Annotated in this window: 12 protein-coding genes and 1 pseudogene; 12 read left to right on the forward strand and 1 reads right to left on the reverse strand. The window is 48.3% G+C overall.

The genetic code is table 11. From position 1 onward, the window contains the following. The first annotated feature begins 102 nt into the window (after positions 1 to 102). The 4 genes and pseudogenes from CHM34_RS09735 to CHM34_RS09750 all read left to right on the forward strand — a co-directional run bounded on the left by CHM34_RS09735 (position 103) and on the right by CHM34_RS09750 (position 3,167). Complete coding sequence (locus tag CHM34_RS09735; RefSeq protein WP_094264411.1) at positions 103 to 1,032, forward strand: hypothetical protein; 930 nt, start codon at positions 103 to 105, stop codon at positions 1,030 to 1,032. Next, positions 1,033 to 1,467 carry a hypothetical protein gene (locus CHM34_RS09740; protein ID WP_094264412.1) on the forward strand — a complete coding sequence of 145 codons (435 nt, stop codon included), beginning with the start codon at positions 1,033 to 1,035 and terminating at the stop codon, positions 1,465 to 1,467. It abuts the gene before it with no gap. A gap of 454 nt (positions 1,468 to 1,921) precedes the next feature. Next, a pseudogene (locus CHM34_RS20430) lies at positions 1,922 to 2,194 on the forward strand (transposase); the annotation flags it as partial. 262 nt (positions 2,195 to 2,456) lie between these two features. Beyond that, a complete protein-coding gene (locus CHM34_RS09750) occupies positions 2,457 to 3,167 on the forward strand; it encodes a transposase (RefSeq protein WP_094264414.1) in 711 nt (236 codons plus the stop codon). A gap of 134 nt (positions 3,168 to 3,301) precedes the next feature. On the opposite strand, the gene CHM34_RS09755 is transcribed toward CHM34_RS09750, so the two are convergent. Then, the gene (locus tag CHM34_RS09755; RefSeq protein WP_094264415.1) at positions 3,302 to 3,640 is read right to left on the reverse strand and encodes an Imm3 family immunity protein; all 339 of its coding nucleotides are present in this window, start codon (positions 3,638 to 3,640) and stop codon (positions 3,302 to 3,304) included. 296 nt (positions 3,641 to 3,936) lie between these two features. Between CHM34_RS09755 and CHM34_RS09760 the strand changes: the two genes are divergently transcribed. The 8 genes from CHM34_RS09760 (at position 3,937) to pglX (ending at position 17,878) form a co-directional block, all read left to right on the forward strand. Further along, positions 3,937 to 4,263, forward strand: a complete 327-nt coding sequence (locus tag CHM34_RS09760) for a hypothetical protein (protein ID WP_094264416.1) — start codon at positions 3,937 to 3,939, stop codon at positions 4,261 to 4,263. A 572-nt stretch (positions 4,264 to 4,835) separates the two neighbouring features. Further along, the gene (locus CHM34_RS09765; RefSeq protein ID WP_094264417.1) at positions 4,836 to 6,149 is read left to right on the forward strand and encodes an HNH endonuclease; all 1,314 of its coding nucleotides are present in this window, start codon (positions 4,836 to 4,838) and stop codon (positions 6,147 to 6,149) included. A gap of 12 nt (positions 6,150 to 6,161) precedes the next feature. Next, positions 6,162 to 6,644 carry an SMI1/KNR4 family protein gene (locus CHM34_RS09770; protein WP_169713676.1) on the forward strand — a complete coding sequence of 161 codons (483 nt, stop codon included), beginning with the start codon at positions 6,162 to 6,164 and terminating at the stop codon, positions 6,642 to 6,644. A 521-nt stretch (positions 6,645 to 7,165) separates the two neighbouring features. After that, positions 7,166 to 9,631, forward strand: a complete 2,466-nt coding sequence (locus CHM34_RS09775) for a HelD family protein (RefSeq protein ID WP_094264419.1) — start codon at positions 7,166 to 7,168, stop codon at positions 9,629 to 9,631. A gap of 66 nt (positions 9,632 to 9,697) precedes the next feature. Further along, on the forward strand, positions 9,698 to 10,309 hold the full coding sequence (locus tag CHM34_RS09780) for a DUF1819 family protein (RefSeq protein WP_094264420.1): 612 nt from the start codon (positions 9,698 to 9,700) through the stop codon (positions 10,307 to 10,309). A 4-nt stretch (positions 10,310 to 10,313) separates the two neighbouring features. Continuing rightward, on the forward strand, positions 10,314 to 10,865 hold the full coding sequence (locus CHM34_RS09785; protein WP_094264421.1) for a BREX protein BrxB domain-containing protein: 552 nt from the start codon (positions 10,314 to 10,316) through the stop codon (positions 10,863 to 10,865). Positions 10,866 to 10,890: 25 nt separating this feature from the next. Beyond that, a complete protein-coding gene (gene brxC / locus CHM34_RS09790) occupies positions 10,891 to 14,400 on the forward strand; it encodes a BREX system P-loop protein BrxC (RefSeq protein ID WP_094264422.1) in 3,510 nt (1,169 codons plus the stop codon). 10 nt (positions 14,401 to 14,410) lie between these two features. Beyond that, the gene (gene pglX / locus CHM34_RS09795) at positions 14,411 to 17,878 is read left to right on the forward strand and encodes a BREX-1 system adenine-specific DNA-methyltransferase PglX (protein WP_094264423.1); all 3,468 of its coding nucleotides are present in this window, start codon (positions 14,411 to 14,413) and stop codon (positions 17,876 to 17,878) included. Position 17,879: the final 1 nt, after the last annotated feature.

The raw sequence follows: 17,879 nt of genomic DNA on the forward strand, positions 1-17,879 counted from the left end.
TTTATAGAGGCGGAGTGAGGTTTTTTATTTGACTGAAAATAGCCCTTCACTTTTAAAGTACCGAAACAACCGTTGGGATTCAGCATCCTTGGCGGCAGCAGCGTGAATGGTGTCCTTTCAGGGCTTTCCGGCCACGATGTCGGCTCATCGATGTTCTATGGCGGACTGGCGGGTATGATCGGTTTGGGTGTCGGCGGTGCCGTCTACAAAGGTGTCGGCTCTTTGGTCGGAAGATATGCCGGCCCGTTTTTAAGCAAATGGTTGCCGCGAAGCTTAGGTGGTGGAAGCGGAGCCTTCGCCGATCTGTTTTCCTTCGATTGGATGAAGGAAGGAACGTTTAATTGGAAGAAAGCCTTGATCGGCGGTGGAGTGATCGGTGCTTTCACCTTTGGCGGTGGATTATTCCTTGACAAGGCTGTCCCACCCCTGGCTCATGCGATGAAGCAATTGGGTTGGAACATTGAAGTCGGCGGCGATGGTACCCTTGCGATGCCGTGGATCAGGGGTGCGGATGAAGCGGCGGATGGGTATAGGAAGGCTGCGGGCAAGGGCACCGGGGGTACCAAGGAAAAATTTAAGCCAGGAACCCCAGAGCATAAAGCACAAAGGTGGGAGGAATATAAAGAAAGCGGTGGAACATGGGATTATGAGCATTGGAGTAAGAACTATGACAATAATATTCATAGAGCCAAAAAATCTGAAAAGGCAATGAATGATTACTGGGAGAGGATTGGTTGGGGTGAGCGAGAAGTAGATATTACAATTAATGGGCATACGAGAGTTTTAGATATTGCTGATGTTGGAGTTCAAAAGGGAATTGAACACAAAACAAGAACGGGAACGTCACCACGCTCAGGATATTTCTCTTTAACAGAAGAAATCAGATGGGAAATCAAGAGAGATGCGATGCTGGTTAAAGATGATTGGGATATTACTTGGGTTTTTGAAGATGCAAAGGCAAGCAAACCTTTACTTGAAGCCCTTGAGGAAGCAGGGATCAAGTACAAATATATTGAGAAAGGTGGAACATAATTGGAAGATAGAAAGATACTTAACAATGAAGAGGAGAATGACAAATTCCAATATTGGTTGATGGAGATGGGGGATATTTTAGATGAATTTGTGGAGGAAATGCCGAAGGAGCTTCAATTGGACTATTCTCCAAAATCGCTTCTACGTATAGAGGAATGGATTATATCCAACTACAAAACCATTCCTGAGATCAAATCGGACAGGGCAAAACTAGATAAATTTGCAAGATACGTAGGTGAGACCTTCCGAAGAAATCTTGACGGCGTGTGGGAACTTCCTTTGGATAATCCTAAGTATGTTTTTTATGGGATCCCGCAGATTGTATTTCAAGATGAGAACATTTCTCCCATCTGTCCGCTCATCTCCGTTACTACATGCGTGGATCGTAGAAGCGGAAAATCCCTTTACAAAAGATATATAAATAGGATTAGCTAGAAGCGTTGTGAAAAAGTTAGCGGCAGCATTTACCCGAAGTCGCTCCGATTGCACCCAAAGGGCATAAGTCTCGCCTTGATCGCTTCGCTCTCGGGTCTCACTATGCTGTCCTACAGAGGTGTGTAGGGACTGGCCGCTCCGAATCTTCCTGCTGCGGGCAGGGGCAAATGCCTGCGGATGCAACACAAAGAAGCTTTTGCCCCTAAACGCCCTTGCAGGCTGATTCTCCGCTGGGTAGGACAGCGTCCTTTACTTCGGGCGCTAGCCCATCAATTCTGTGGTGCCCGTGGGTGCAAAGTCGCTAATTCGGGTAAACGCTCCCCTCCTCTTCTTGAATCGAACATTAAATCACAACGCTTCTAGAAGCGTTGTGAAAAAGTCCGTTTGCCAGGGTTTTCTGTCCGAGTTGTAGAATCTCATGATGAAACCATTTTCCTGGACGGAGGAGATATTCATGCTGGGAAAGCGGAATCCACAAAATGCGTTGTTCCAATACGTCAATTTGGAGGACCTGATCCCCGAGAATCATCTCCTTCGTCGTATCGACCGGGTGCTGGATCTGTCGTTTCTGCGACCGATGGTGGAACCCCTCTATGTTTCCGAAGGGCGTCCTTCCATCGACCCCGAAGTGGCTTTTTGCGCCATGCTTCTGGGCTACCTGTTTGACCTCAACGACCACCGGTTGCATCAAGAAATGACGATGCACGCGGGGTATCGCTGGTTTTGCCGGTTGGACTTTAACGATCCGGTGCCGGATCGCAGTACCTTGATCAAAACCCGGGAGCGTTGGGCCAAAGCGGGGGTGTTGGATCAAATTTTGGCTCAAGTGGTTCAACAGTGCATCGACAGAGGCTTGGTGCAAGGACAAACACGGGCCATCGACGGAACCCAAATTCCGGCACGGGCGGCTGTGAACAGTTTGGAACGGATCGGGACCGTTCTGCAAATGGAAGAGAGGGAATCGAAGAACGAGAAGGATTCCGACGAGGATGATCCCCACCCCTCCCCGGCAGGGCGGGGATCCGAACTTTCACAACGAACGGTTTTCCAATGCCACTCATCGCTCCAAAACCGACCCCGATGTGCGCCTGTACCGAAAAGGAAAGGGAAAGGAAGCCCATCTCAGCTATCTCGGCCACTATGTCGTCGATGTCCCGTCCGGGGTCATTCTCGCGGCGGAAGCCACTTTGGCTACTGGGGATGCGGAAACCCGAGTCGGACGCCGTTTACTCGCCCAGGTTCAACAACAGCTTCCCCAGCCCCGGAAATTAGCCGCCGATAAAGGCTATGCGGAGAAAAACTTTCTGAAGGAAGCGATTGAATTCGGACTCGATCCTCATATTCCCCTACAAAGGGAAGAGGAAGAGCCGATCCCGACTTGGAAACGATGCACCTTTTGCCTCGATCGATTTCGTCAGCGAAAGCTCCGGGTTCAATGGGCGAAGGCACGCAATGATGTCCGACAGTTGAACCGGCAGCCGGTCACAGCCTATGTGCGGCACTTGCGAAAACGAGTCGAGCATCTCTGCGTCGAAGCGAAAGAATGGCATGGGTTAGACCGTGCCCGAGTTCGGCGTCTTTGGCGTATGCAGATCCAAATTCGAATGACGGAAGATTTACATTTGGCTTTCTGGAAGGTACAAAGAACCTGCCATGGAACAGCAGGTGACAATCAATGGCTCTTTAAGTACGGGATCTAACCCATGGAGAAGGTAACCGCCTCCAAAAATCGTCCGTAAAACACTGGTGGGGTATTCAGAACAAGTCAAGGAATATCTTAATATTGCTTAAACTCAGTGAACTTTTAATTAGATATTTATGTTAGCTAATTTGATCATCTAGAGTTAATAAGCGACAGTAAATCGTGGGTATCCTTCATTAAATTCTTGTACTCGTTTGGAGTGAGATCGTCCTTGATCTTTAATAATTTTTCCTCCGTAATCATTTTTAAAACTTCCTCTTTGATGTCATCACGCAAAGTTCCATGCTCTAACCCTAATTTAGCCAGTACAATATAAATAAATAGTTTCTCTACAGAACTCTCTTCAATAATATTTTGATATTCAACTTGAACTCTGGAAGTTGCTTGCTTAACATTAAGATCATCCATTAAAAATTCGCTAAAATCATCACGGATATATTGAGTAATTTCTTCATAACTCCATCTCTCCATTAAAACCCATCCTCTCAGAAACCTTTAATTTATTATTTGATCCCAGCCCCCTTTATTTATCATAAGAAGCATGAATAACAAGATACGCCCTAGAAGCGTTGTGATCATCAAATTTCAGTCGTTGGAACAAAGAATAGGCGGCTAATTCGGAACCGAAGAGATTGCCCCATCATGGCGAACCAGCCTGTGCCTTCTCCCATCGGGCTGTGGCGGTGTGCCATCCGCTTCAAGTTCTGGGTAATGGCCTCTATTACCAAACTACAATTTCGGATGGGGCACAGGGGATCGTTCTGCCGATGGTGCTGGCTGTGATGATCCTGGTCTTTCTACTGGTGACAGTCGCCGTCTCTCAATCGGTGCGGACTCATCACGCCGCGATGGGCGAGTGGGAGATGATCCGCGCCCAGTACGCCGCGGAAAGCGGAATCGCTCGGGTTCAGCAGAAACTGCATTCCGATCCGTCCTGGTCGGGGCGGTTGACGACCCGGATGAACGGCATGAAGGCGACAACGACAATCGTGGAAAGGCATGACGGGAATATTCGGCTTCGCTCGGTCGCTGAGGGAAAAAGAGTCAAGCAGACGGTGCGGGTGGAGCTGGAATGGGGAGACACTGGAAATTGAAAAATGGACCCGATAGACAAGCCCTGCCGAAATGGCGGGACTATGACATCAGCTTCCACTCTGAACGGCAGCTTCTATAAGGGAACCTTTACATAGAACTTTGGACTTGATCGATAATTGTTTTCCAGAGCATTTTCAGGTGATGGGAATATAATTTAGTTTATTATCCCAAATATCAGAAATATGTACAATTGGGTTAGCCATTAGTTTTGAAAAGGGGATAATGACAGTCATTGAATTTCATAACTCGATTGAAGAAGGAGGTTATATCCGATCGTTCCGGGTCTCCTACGGTTGAGTATGTCATCCATGATGGCCGTAGGAGCTTTGCTGGCGGCGATGTTGTATACCACGACGATGGAAAAGCTTTTTGTCGCGGGCATCCAGGCTCATATTGACTGTATCAACCGAAAAGTTGGAAACGACGACTTCAAAGGCTGTGGTTCATCCAGCGATACAGCCTCCGAATCCGAAACGTCATCGAAGGACCGGATTCACAGAGCGATCCCAAAAAGGAGAAAGGTTTTTTTGAGAAGCTTGGGGACGACCTGTCTGATACCTGGGACAAGGCGATGGAGGGAGCCAAAGCCGGATACGATACTCTATCTGACGAGTTTCAGAGGGTAAAAGATGAACTGTCCCACGGACTCCAAGCGGAATGGGACGATTTCAAGGAAGGAAGTTTGAAGGAGCAAATCAAGTGGCTCTTGGATGGTTTCCCTATCCTCGGGTCGATTTCCGGGAAACTGAGTAAGTTAACCGGATTTGATCTCAATCAATGGATTGTAGAGAATCCGGGTGCTACCTTGTTAACTGTTCTCGGAGTTGGATTATTATTTGTACCCCTTCCCGGAGCGAAACCGTTGGGATTCAGCATACTGGGCGGTAGTAGCGTGAATGGTGTCCTTTCAGGGGTTTCAGGTCATGATGTCGGCTCATCGATGTTCTATGGCGGACTGGCGGGTATAATCGGTTTGGGTGTCGGCGGTGCCGTCTACAAAGGTGTCGGCTCTTTGGTCGGAAGATATGCCGGTCCGTTTTTAAGTAAGTGGTTGCCGAAAAGCTTGGGCGGTGGAAGTGGAGCTTTCGCCGATCTGTTTTCCTTCGATTGGATGAAAGAAGGAACGTTCAATTGGAAGAAAGCCTTGATCGGCGGCGGAGTGATTGGGGCTCTCACCTTCGGCGGCGGGTTATTCCTTGACAAAGCCGTCCCACCCCTGGCTAAGGCAATGAATCAGTTTGGTTGGAATATGGAAGTCGGCGGCGATGGAACCCTTGCCATGCCGTGGATCAGGGGTGCGGATGAAGCGGCGGATGGGTATAGGAAGGCCTCTGGGAAGAGCGGTGGAGGTGTTGTTCCTAAAGTTCATCCTAAGGCGGGAGAGGTTAGAGAGAAGACAAAGACATTGACAAGAGGTCCAAGGAAAGGAAAAACCGTGGTTTTACATAAAGAAGTACAAAATTATAAAGGCGAATGGGTGACAATAAGAGGTGGGAAAAGAACAAAGAAAGTTGTTAAAATGGAAGATGGATCAAAGGTAACTGTACCTTATGAAAAAGGGTTCCCTAACTTTGAACAGTGGAAGTCAGCGGAGTTAGATTTACCAGAACAGCTTTGGTTATCTTCAGATGCTAAACAATTTACTTATCTTAATAAAAAGTTGTATATATTGACTCAAAAAAATCCTGACTTGGGTAGTAAGTTTACTGATGATGAGCTTAAGTTGCTTAAGCGAGGAAAAACGCCTAGTCGATTTACTTGGCATCATCATCAGGATAAGGGTAGAATGCAGTTAGTAGATCGATATATCCACTCAAAAGCTGGACATACAGGCGGAAGGGAGATTTGGGGTGGAGGAAAAGAAAGACGAAAAGGGAAATATTAGGAGGATAGAGTGTTGATTGAATGGTTAGATGTAGGGAAGAAAATTCAAAGGGAAGATATTTCTAAAGTAGAAAAGGAGTTCGGAGTAAATTTTCCCACTGACTACATTGAATGTGTCTTAGAGAATCACGGAGGTTCTCCGGACCCTGACGCTTACGATTTTAAAGGAGAAAAAGAGGCTGTATTTGACCGCTTACTGAGTTATGACCCCAACCAACCACATTATATTTTGCGAAATTATCGTGCGATAAAAGATCGGTTACCTACAGATATATTTCCTATAGCTAGCGACCCGTTCGGAAATTTTATTTGTTTGGATTATAGGGTCGATAAGGAAAAACCGAAGATTGTTTTTTGGGACCATGAAAAACACAGTCGAAGACTAGCAATCACTCCGATTTGTGATTCGTTTACTGAATTGATTTCAAAACTGTACGAACCCGATCACAGTGATGTCGATGAATTACTGCGAAAGGAATTTTCTGATTTAGAGTAGCAGTATAGAGTCCCGTTTTAAAAAGCAATACTAGGTTTACCAAACTGGGGTAAAAAGCTATCTATAGAAGAGTGGTAGGCCAGCGTAGATCCTTTGCGTTTTTTGCAAGAGATCGGAGACGGCCTACCACCCTCCCCCAGCAGAGGATCAATGCAGAACTAAGTTGCCTGAAGGGGCTCAGGCAACCTTGATCTTATTTTGTTCTTTTAAAATCACTTCGTGACGTTTGTTTTTGTTCGCCATCGTATATATTCCTGAATCGTTTTCATACCCGCTTATCTTCCGGCGGTTCTTTGTAGAGCTGTTCGATTCGTTTTTTTCGTGTGAAATTTGGGATCATTGGATTCTTTCCAAACGGATCGACGGGGAACCGTCATCATTTGTACGGATGCCAAGATGACCATCGCCCGTCGGACAAATGGTGATGGACGAGACCCTTGAATTTTTACATAACATTGGATTTGTGGAGTCGGTTGTGACCGATTGATAGGACACTGCTTTATTTTTGGGAGGGGAAGGGAATGGAAGAGGTTATTCAACAGGAACAGGAATATTTGGACAAAACGCTGACGGTGTTGGAGGAACAGATCAAAGAAAAATCGGCTGCATGCAAGAAACCGGCTCATGATGAAGTCGAAGAACAACTCTTTAAGCAGAACATAAAAGTATTGAAATCCCTGGAGACGATTCGCCCTCGCCCGTATTTCGGACGGCTCGATTTTAAAGACGAATTCGGAGAAGAGACCATCTATATCGGCAAAAGAGGGGTTGAAAAAGACGGTGATTTGATCGTAGTTGATTGGCGAACGGATTTGGGGAAGCTTTACAACGCTTACCAAGGAGTTCAGTCAGAGTTTTACATCGATAACGATCCCAACCGTAAAGTGGAGATTCAGAGAAGGCGGGTGATCTCCATTGAACAGGACCGGGTTATCAAGGTTTCCGATACCGGAACAACCGAAGTTGTGGAAACCGCTTCCGGAGAAAAAGTGAAAATGATGGATGCCTATTTGGAGGAGATCCTGCGTCATACAGGGGACGAGTTGCAACTCCGGGAGATTATTGCCAGCATTCAGCAGGAACAGGACGAGATCATCCGCCTTCCCATCAAGCACACGATTATCGTCCAGGGGGCTGCCGGCAGTGGAAAGTCCAGCATCGCACTCCACCGCATCTCCTATTTGCTGTATCAGTATCAGAAGCGGATCCGTCCGGAAAAAGTGCTGATCCTGGCTCCCAATGAAATGTTTCTCTCCTATATCCACAACCTGGTTCCCGAGTTGGATATCGATGGAATCGAACAGAGGACCTTTTATGATTGGGCTTCCACCTATTTCACTGACGTTAGGGAGATCCCGGATCTCTACCAAAATTATGTGGATATCGATACCGATGAGAAAAAAGAAGATCGGATCCGGATTTCCAAATATAAGGGATCGCTGCAATTTAAAACTTTGCTGGATAATCTAGTGGCTGAAGTGGGACGGACTCTGCTCCCGTACAAGGATATTCATCTGTCCGAATGTCACACTTTATCCAGAGCAGAGATTGAACGGTTCTATCATTCCCGTCTTCACCTCCCGATGAATGTGCGACTTCGTGAGGTGAAGCAATTCATTCTAAACTGGAGTGAACAGGAAGGAAAAGCCTACAAAGACCAGTTGGAAAAAGAATTTGAGACAGCCTATCAACAATGGGTGATGACGCTCCCGGAAGGCGAAGACCGCAAAAATGTATACCAAGCCCTGGAACGGGCGAAAGATTTGCGCTTAAAACAATTCAGCCAACAAGCCAAAAAAGCGATAGAAGAATACGTGCGAAAAATGAAGGAAATATCGGCGGTTCGCATGTATAAAAATGTCTTTCAAAAACGGGTGTTCAACCGTTTTTCGCCGGATATGGATGAAAAACTCCTCGGATTGTTGCTGAAAAACGGACAAAAAATCAAACATGAACAATTTACTTATGAAGATATCGCCCCCCTCATTTACCTGGATGCCAAAATGAACGGAAAAACACTGGAGTATGATCACATTGTCATCGACGAGGCCCAGGACTACAGCGCTTTTCAGTTGGCCATCATGAAGGATTATGCCCGGTCGATAACCGTTCTCGGAGATGTCGCTCAGGGGATTTTCTCCTTTTACGGTCTGGACAGTTGGGACGAGTTTCAGTCTTACCTTCAGGACCAACACGATGTAAAACGGATCGATATTCAGACCAGTTACCGTTCCACCAAGGAAATCATGGATCTGGCCAACCGGGTGCTAATCAATAACAGCTATCCTTATCCCTTGGTTATCCCGGTCAACCGTTCAGGAAAAGAACCGCAATTGAAAAAGGTGGGGCATTACGGGGATCTATGCGACCAAATGGAACAGGCGCTTAAATGCTTGCTGGAGTCCGGTCATCAAACGATTGCCATCTTGACGAAAAATGTGGAAGCGGCGACCGATCTCTATCATCAGTTGAACAGCAAGGGAATTGTAGACCTGGAGTTGGTTACCGCGGCCCATCAGCGTCTGGAAAAGAAGGTGGTGATCATTCCTTCCTATCTGGTCAAAGGCTTGGAGTTTGATGCCGTAATCATCGAGGATGTAAGCGATAAAACCTTTCAGGATCACACCCACCACGCCAAGATGCTGTATATGTCGATCACCCGGGCCCATCATGAGTTGATCCTCTTTTACCGTGGAGAGATATCTCCCCTGTTGGAACAACGGGATCCCCACGAACCGCCGCGTCCGAGAGCTTCCTTTGCCGGTTGGTTGGCAACGGATTACCGGGATCCGGACACGTTGCCGCAAGTGATAAAGGAACGGGAGGTCGTGGATGCGGATGCGATTCCTTTGTTTGAAGGAGAAGAGGAAGAGCAGACCACCGTAGAGCGCTTCGAGGACGATCGGGAACGGGTGAATGATTTTTATGCCTGGCGGACGGTTTGGAAAAAGTGGGCGGAACAACAAAAGGCGGAAATGTTGAGGTGATACTCTTCTCGAAAGGCTCGTGATATGGGAAAATAGTTTAGAACTTCAAGCGTGGATGTGAGAGGAATGAGTCAGGGCTATTCTGCCGGGTTTATATCGGGATCCGAACACCTTTACCGATATGAAATAAAACAAGTTCTCATGTTACTCGATCAAGGTTTAGATAAAAAACAAATTAAAGAAAAAGCATTCCAGGAAAACTTTTTTCGGCAAAAAAGCCATCAGGCCAATATCGTTCTCCTGCGTAAGGTATTCAAGCGGGTCGATCAATTGGACGAAGGTTTGCGGCGGTTGGTTCAAAACGGCATCAGTGCCGATGTCAACGCGATTCTCCTGTATGCCTACTTGAAATGTTACCGTTTTTTTCGGGAGTTCATCTATGAAGTGGTGGTCTATCTCCACGAGCAGGGGCAGAGGAGAGTGACCCAATCGGATATCGTCGACTTCTTTGAAAGAAAAGAGGAACAAAGTCCGAAGATCCGGAATTTCACTCCTGAAACCAAGCAAAAAATGCGACAAGTCATGTTGAAAGCCTGTAATGAAGCGGAATATATCATTCCCGGCGAAACGGAATGGGAAATTCGCCCAGTTCCGATCAGCGGTGAGCTGAGGGATTACGTCCGGGAGCATCCGGAACACCGGATGTTGGTCGAGATTTCGTTGACTGGGGAGTGGTAAGGGGATGACGACAGAACTGCAGCAAAAACTGGATGCCTTTTATCATGAGGTTCAGAAAGAGGAGTTTCTCAACAAACGGGGCTTGGCGAATGAAGTCCCTTACTTTATCTTTGACTATCCACCCGAGGAGGAGCTCATTGTCCGGGCGGCGGTGGAGCGGTATGTCCAACGTCTGCCCATTGAGGTGCTTCATGTGAACATGTTTGATCTGATGATGGAACAATTTTCCGGGGTGGGAGTGGACAGCTTGCTGGAGCTGGAACGGGAGGAAGGCACCGACGAGCTGTTTGATGCCATGTCCCCCTCGCTGGAATCCCGGAGTTTGGCAAAAATCATCGCCGAACGTTCCCGAGGAAAGCAAATGATCTTTATCACACGGATGGGATCGGTATATCCCATGATTCGCACCAACAGCATCCTTTACAACCTCGGGGACCTGAAAGTGAATGTACCCGTGGTGGTTTTCTATCCGGGAAGTTACAGTGAACAGGGTTTGATGATGTTTAACCGTTTTCCCACCCAACGGTATTATCGGGCGTTTTCCATCAAGAGTTAGTCTTCCGGAGAGGAGTTCGGTTTGTATGCTTCAAGATACCTTTACCATCAAAGAGCTGTTTTCAAAGAATATTGAACGAAATATCAACGGTGTGGTACAGGCGGGACAGATCGACGAGGTTACCAAGGATGACGAACTCCGTGAGTATGTGATGACGAAGGAAATTGAAGAAAACATGGTCTATTTCTATCAAAACTATGTCAAGAGCCTCGAGCAGCCCACCACTGCAATCGGAGCATGGATCTCCGGATTCTTCGGTTCCGGTAAATCCCATTTTTTGAAAATTTTATCCTATCTTTTGGATGGGCAAACGGTATATGGGAAGAAGCCGGTGGACTACTTTGCCGATAAAACCGACAATCAGGCACTACTGGAACAAATGAAGCGCGTGGCTACATACGACACCCATTCGATCCTCTTCAATATCGACTCCAAAGCCTCGGCCCACAACCGACCCGGAGACGAAAAAGAGATGATCGTGGAAGTATTTCTGAAGGCATTCAATGAACACCTCGGTTACTCCTCGACCCTTTGGATCGCCGATATGGAACGGCAAATCGCCGCAGTCGGCGATTATGAAGTTTTTAAAAGCACATTCGAGGAAGTGGATGGAACCCCTTGGGAAAATAGCCGCCAGCAAATCAAATTCAAGCGCAAGTCCTTCAAAGAAACACTGAAGCGCATGGATTTTGACGAAGCGACTGCCGATGATCTCCTCGCATCGGCCAATCGGGACTTTTCCATCAGTTCCGAGGAGTTTGCCCAGCTGGTGGCCTCCCATTGCCAAACACAGGGACCCCGCTATCGCCTGAACTTTCTCGTCGATGAAATCGGACAATATATCGGAGACAATCGCCGGCTGATGCTGAACCTGCAAACGGTCGTGGAGGATTTGGGTAAAGCTTGTGGGGGGCGTGTCTGGGTGTTGGTCACCTCTCAAGAACAGATCGGTTCGGTGACCAAGATCGCCGGTTTTGACGATTATTCCAAGATTCAGGGGCGCTTCCCCACCCGGATCAACCTGACCAGTTCCAACACCGATGAGGTGATCCGGCGCCGCCTCCTGGAAAAAACCGATCCCGCCGCTGATGAACTTCACAGCCGGTTTGATATGGAAGAGCAATCCCTGCAAAACCTGCTGGCTTTTGACGGGAACCGTTCAGCATTGAATTCCGGTTATCACTCGGCAGAGGATTTTGTAAGCTTTTATCCTTTTGTTCCCTATCAGATCGAACTCCTGCAAAAAGTCTTTGAAAAGGTTCGCAACCAGGGAGAAGCGGGAGCCCATTTGGCCCACGGGGAACGCTCGTTGCTGAATGCCGTCCAGGAAGTGGCTCTTCAGCTGAAAGAGGAGGGGACCGACCGGCTGGCACGATTCTCCCAGTTTTATCAAACGATCCGCCGGTTTCTCGACGGTTCCATCGTCAGTACCATCAGCCGGGCCCGAAGTCGGGAAGGGATTGAAGACTTTGACATCGAGGTGCTCAAAGTTCTGTATATGGTTAAAGGTGTCCGGGAAATCGATGCGACTGTGGAAAATATAACCACCCTCATGATCGATAGTGTCGATGCCATTAAGGCCGATGTAAACAAACAGGTGAGGGGCTCCCTTTATCGGCTCAAAAATAAAGTGTTAATTCAGGAAGACGCCCACCAGACCTTTACGTTCCTGAGCGACGATGAACAGGAGGTCCAGCGGGAGGTGGAGCGCACCTCGATCAATGAGGCGAACATCGATGCCCGTCTTGGTAAGTACTTTTTTAACGAAATCTACAGCGCCCCGCGGTTTTTGTACAATAAAGAGCCCTTTGATTTCAACAAGAAGTTCAACGAATATGTGAAGGGGACCTCTTCCCATGATCTGACCCTGTGGGTCATCACCCGGAACTTCTCGGATGAAGAAGCCCGGCTTCAGTCTCATAACGGGGTCGCCATCATGCGGATCCCCGATGAGCAGGCCAAAACCTTTGAGGAGGCATTGGAGAGTACCGAGAGGATTGACAGTTACCTCCGGGTGAAAAACACCACCAATCTATCCGAAGAGTACCGTAAAATCTTCAACCATTTGCGGGACCAGCAGCAGGAATTTGAACGGCAGGGCTATGATAAGCTGAAATCCGCTTGTCAGGAAGCTGTCTTTTACATCGACGGAAGGGATTATACATTCAGCGGAACCGTCGAAAGTCAGGTTAATGAAGCTTTGAAAAAACTCGTGGAAAATGCCTATCCGAAGTGGGGTTACATAGAAGAATCCGTCCCTCTGAACGATACCCACAAGACGATTCTGGACTGGGCCCGCCAGGGTCTTCCTCACTCCACGACTGCAGGCGGACGTGCCAACCAACTGGCTTTCGATGAAGTGAACCGTTTCCTGGAACGGCAACACAGAGCGATACTGAAACAACTGTACGAGGTATTCACTCGAAAGCCTTATGGATGGAACGAAGCCAATATCGCCGGGTTGGTCGCCGCCCTGGATCATGCGGGTAAGGTGGAGCTCACCTATCTAAATGAACCGCTTCACGCTGACCATCCGGATTACGTCAAACGGCTGACGAAAAAAGCAGATCTGGAAAAAGTTCAACTGAAAGTGAAAGAAGGGCTTTCGCCGCGGGTCCGGGGTGATATCGCCGATTTGCTTCAGGAAGTGTTCAATTACTATGAGCCGGTGGATACCTACCAGGACGGGGCTCGTCTTCTCCGGGAGCGGATCGGGAACGTGAAACAGGAAGCCGAAGCGATGGAAGGAAAGGGGCGCACCAGCGATCCCGCATACCCCTATCCCAATCGGGAGGAGATTGGATCCATCCGGGAACAGATGGAGTCCCTGTTGGAAATCCATGATTCAAAAACCTTTGTCCATCAAACCATCGACGCCTTCGATGACATCCTGGACGGTGTGGAACAGCTGGAACATTACCGTTCCTTCTACAATGGTAAGGGGAAAGAGCTGTTCGATCAGGCGGTCACGCTCTTGAAACGCCGCGCCGACGACCTGATCACCTTTGATCGGGATCATGAGGTGCTGAAAAATAGAAGGGCTATCGAGGCTATCCTGCAAAACCCGGATCCGTACCGGGAAATCCCCCATTTGGCCGGTCTGTGTGAGCGACTGAAAAAACGCTTAAATGAATTGGTGAAAGAGGAAGCGGAGAAGGTCCGGGAGCAGATCGAGGAAATGGAAGACGCGGTGGAGAGGATGGAAGCTGAAAACGCCACCCAATCCGATGCCGTCTCCCTGATCCGGGAAGCCAAAGCTCAATTCCAAGTGTACAGAGAAGAAGTGAACCAGGCGGAGAACCGCTCTACCCTGTCGACGTACCGGGAAAAAGCGGCCACGGATTACACCCGTTTACAAGAAGAACTGGTAAGGGTGACGGATGGAGAAGAAGTGATCCGTGTGTCCCTGTCCGAGTGGGTTCCCACCGCAGGGAAACAGCTGAATGACGAAAAAGAGTTGGAAGCGTTCCTGGATGAATTCAGATCCTACCTCCAGTCTTCCTTGCAGAAAGGCAAAATCCACATTATCAAATAGAGGTGTCACCATGAATAAAACCGCATTGAAGAACTTCGCCGTTTTCGCCCGCAAGGAACTGATGAAGCAGGTGAAGTACAAGGCCAAATCCTTCGGAATCACGTCCGAAGGCTTGCCTGACGTCACGGAAAGGGCCGATTACATCGAAGTCAATCAGGTGCGTTACGGACAAAAGGACCGAAAAGCCTTCAACCGGCTGTTTCAGGCCCTGCGGGAGAAGGGCTATACAGAGCTGATCAAGGAAGTGGCCTACACCTGGTTCAACCGCTTTATCGCCATCCGTTATATGGAAGTGCACAATTATCTTCCTTCCCGCATCCGTGTCCTTTCCAGCCACACACCGGGGAAGGTGGACCCGGATATCCTTACCGATTACCACCAGGCCGGCCTGCCGGTGGGCGTGGAGGAAATCGATGACCTCCTGCAGGCAGGGGATCGGGAAGGGGCTTATCGGAAGCTCTTGATCGCCCAGTGCGACGAACTGAGCGAAAGCCTGCCCTTCCTCTTTGAAAAGATCGATGACTACGCCGTTCTTCTCCTTCCGGACAACCTTCTCCATTCCGATTCGGTTATTAACGTCATGAACCGGGAATTGTCCGAGGAAGACTTTGACCGGGTGGAGGTGATCGGGTGGCTGTATCAGTATTACATTTCGGAGAAAAAAGACGAGGTCTTCGCCGGACTGAAGAAAAATAGAAAGATCGGAAAAGACAACATCCCGGCCGCCACCCAGCTGTTTACCCCCCATTGGATTGTGCGTTACATGGTGGAAAACTCCCTGGGTCATTTGTGGCTGGAGTCCTACCCCGAGTCGGAGCTAAAGGAGAAGATGACCTACTACATCGAACCGGCGGAGCAGAAAGAAGCGGTACAAAAACAGCTGGAACAGCTAAAAAATCCGGACCTCTCCCCGGAAGCGATCACGGTGCTGGACCCCGCCTGCGGCTCAGGCCATATTCTGGTCTATGCCTTTGACCTCCTGTACTCGATCTACGAGGAACGGGGCTATCCGGCCCGGGACATCCCGACGCTGATCCTGGAAAAGAACCTCTACGGGATCGACATCGACAAACGGGCCGCCCAGCTGGCCGCCTTTGTCCTCATGATGAAAGCCCGGGAAAAATCCCGTCGTGTGCTTCGCAAGCCTCCCAAGGTGAACATCCTTGCCATCGAAGAATCCGACTTTATAGACAGAGAAGCTATGGCCGCCTATGTGGCAGAGGGCGAGCAAGAGAAAAAAGACTTGAAAAAATTGCTGGATCAATTTGTGGGTGCCCGAAACTACGGATCGATTTTGCAACCGGAACCCGGCGACTTTGATCGATGGATGACTCGGGTGGATCAGCTGATAGAAGAAGGCCGCCCCTCGCTGTTCGAGGCGCAGCTGTACGAACAGTTGCCTTTGGTGAGGAAGTTACTGGAACAGGCGAAGGTGTTGGCGGGTCAGTATGACGTGGTGGTGACCAATCCGCCGTATATGGGTGCAAAAGGGATGAATCCGGAGTTGAGCCGTTTTGTGAAAAGGGAGTACTCGGATTCCAAGAATGACTTGTTTGCCGTTTTTATGGAGAGAAATAATAGCTTTGCACGAAAAGCGGGCTTTTCAGCGGCGATCAATCAACATTCCTGGATGTTTTTGAGCAGTTATGAAAAGCTGAGAAAAAAGATCATGGGACAAGACACCATCCTGTCCATGCTGCATTTGGGGCCGCATGCTTTTGAAGATGTCAGTGGTGAAGTAGTGCAAAGTACAGCTTTTGTAATGAGAAAGATGAATCTGAAGAAATTTACAGGTCGTTATCATCGACTGGTGGAATACACGAGAAACAAGGAACAGGGGTTTTTGGAGAGAAAAAATGTATATCATCGTGAACACAGTGCCTTTCAAGACATCCCCGGCTCTCCCATTGCTTATTGGGCATCGGATCAATTGCGGAAGGTGTTTCGTGAGAATAAAAAGCTGGAAGAAGTGTACGCTCCGAAAAAAGGTTTAACTACTGCTGATAACAACCGGTTTTTACGTTTATGGTATGAAGTTGATTTGGGTAACATTGAGTTTGGTGCTAAAAAGGAACTTTTAAGTATGAAAAAATGGTTTCCGCATAACAAAGGAGGAAAATTTAGAAAGTGGTATGGGAACCAGGAGTATATTATCAATTGGAAAAATAATGGGGAAGAGATAAAGGGATATAAAAACTCTGTAATTCGTAATTCTAGCTTCATTTTTAGAGAGGGTATAACATGGTCAGACATCAGCTCTTCTTTTTTTGGGGTTAGATATGTACCTAAAGGTTTTTTATTTGACGCTACAGGATCAATGGTTTTTTGTAAAAAATCGGACATAAAAACCTTGCTATGCTTTATGTTAAGTAAAGTTTGTAATTATTTACTTGAAATATCTAGTCAAACAATTCACTTTGAAGTAGGACATATTAAAAAAATACCTGTTGCATTCGATAATGAATTAAGTGTGTCAAGTATAGCGGATGAGAATATCTCCCTCTCCAAAACCGACTGGGACTCCTTCGAAACCTCCTGGGACTTCCAAAAACACCCCTTCCTCACCTACAAAAGGGAGGCCAAAAACTTGGCCCAGTCTTACGCCAACTGGGCGGAGCATGCCGAGAGGCAGTTTAACCAATTGAAGGCCAACGAGGAAGAACTGAATCGCATCTTCATCGATCTCTACGGACTTCAAGATGAACTGACCCCGGAGGTGTCCGACGAAGAGGTCACAGTGCGTAAGGCGGACCGGCAGCGAGATGCAAAGTCCTTCCTCTCCTACTGCGTCGGTTTGATCATGGGCCGTTATTCTCTTGATGTGGAAGGGTTGGCCTATGCCGGGGGCGAGTGGGACGCTTCGAAGTACCGGACGATCGTCCCCGATCAGGACGGGATTGTGCCGTTGACTGATGTCGCCTATTTTGAGGATGACATCATCACCTGGCTCAACCGGATCCTGGGGGCGATCTACGGGGAAGAAGAGCTGGCCGGGAATCTGCAGTGGCTGGCGGAGTCCCTGGGCAGGATCCGAAACAATGAGAGCGCCGAAGATCGGATTCGCCGCTACTTCTTCGATGAGTTTTACAAGGATCACTGCCGGATCTATCAGAAGCGGCCCATCTACTGGATGGCCGACTCGGGAAAGAAAAAGGGAATGCGGGCCCTGATCTATCTGCACCGCTACAATCCCCATACCATGGGGACTCTCCGTTTCCGTTACGTCCAGGAACTGCAGGTGAAACTGCACCAGGAAGAGAAATACATCGAACAGCGACTGACCGACCCCGCGCTCTCCGCCAGTGAAAAACGCCAATTGACCAAGAAGCTGACCACCCTCCGGGACCGACAGGAAGAGCTGATCCAGTACGACCAGAAGCTGGCTGAAGTGGCTAATCGGCGCATCGAGCTGGATCTGGACGACGGAGTGGTTGAGAACTATAAAAAGCTGGGGGATGTCCTGGCAAGCATTCGATAAT

The organism is Paludifilum halophilum (assembly GCF_002245355.1).
Classification (GTDB): domain Bacteria; phylum Bacillota; class Bacilli; order Thermoactinomycetales; family DSM-45169; genus Paludifilum; species Paludifilum halophilum.

Excerpts from the sequence above, each read along its gene's own strand:
- CHM34_RS09750 (WP_094264414.1), top strand. The coding sequence starts at position 2,457 with ATGATCCCCACCCCTCCCCGGCAGGGCGGGGATCCGAACTTTCACAAC.
- CHM34_RS09755 (WP_094264415.1), bottom strand. The coding sequence starts at position 3,640 with ATGGAGAGATGGAGTTATGAAGAAATTACTCAATATATCCGTGATGAT.
- CHM34_RS09760 (WP_094264416.1), top strand. The coding sequence starts at position 3,937 with ATGGTGCTGGCTGTGATGATCCTGGTCTTTCTACTGGTGACAGTCGCC.
- CHM34_RS09765 (WP_094264417.1), top strand. The coding sequence starts at position 4,836 with ATGGAGGGAGCCAAAGCCGGATACGATACTCTATCTGACGAGTTTCAG.
- CHM34_RS09775 (WP_094264419.1), top strand. The coding sequence starts at position 7,166 with ATGGAAGAGGTTATTCAACAGGAACAGGAATATTTGGACAAAACGCTG.
- CHM34_RS09780 (WP_094264420.1), top strand. The coding sequence starts at position 9,698 with ATGAGTCAGGGCTATTCTGCCGGGTTTATATCGGGATCCGAACACCTT.
- CHM34_RS09785 (WP_094264421.1), top strand. The coding sequence starts at position 10,314 with ATGACGACAGAACTGCAGCAAAAACTGGATGCCTTTTATCATGAGGTT.
- brxC (WP_094264422.1), top strand. The coding sequence starts at position 10,891 with ATGCTTCAAGATACCTTTACCATCAAAGAGCTGTTTTCAAAGAATATT.
- pglX (WP_094264423.1), top strand. The coding sequence starts at position 14,411 with ATGAATAAAACCGCATTGAAGAACTTCGCCGTTTTCGCCCGCAAGGAA.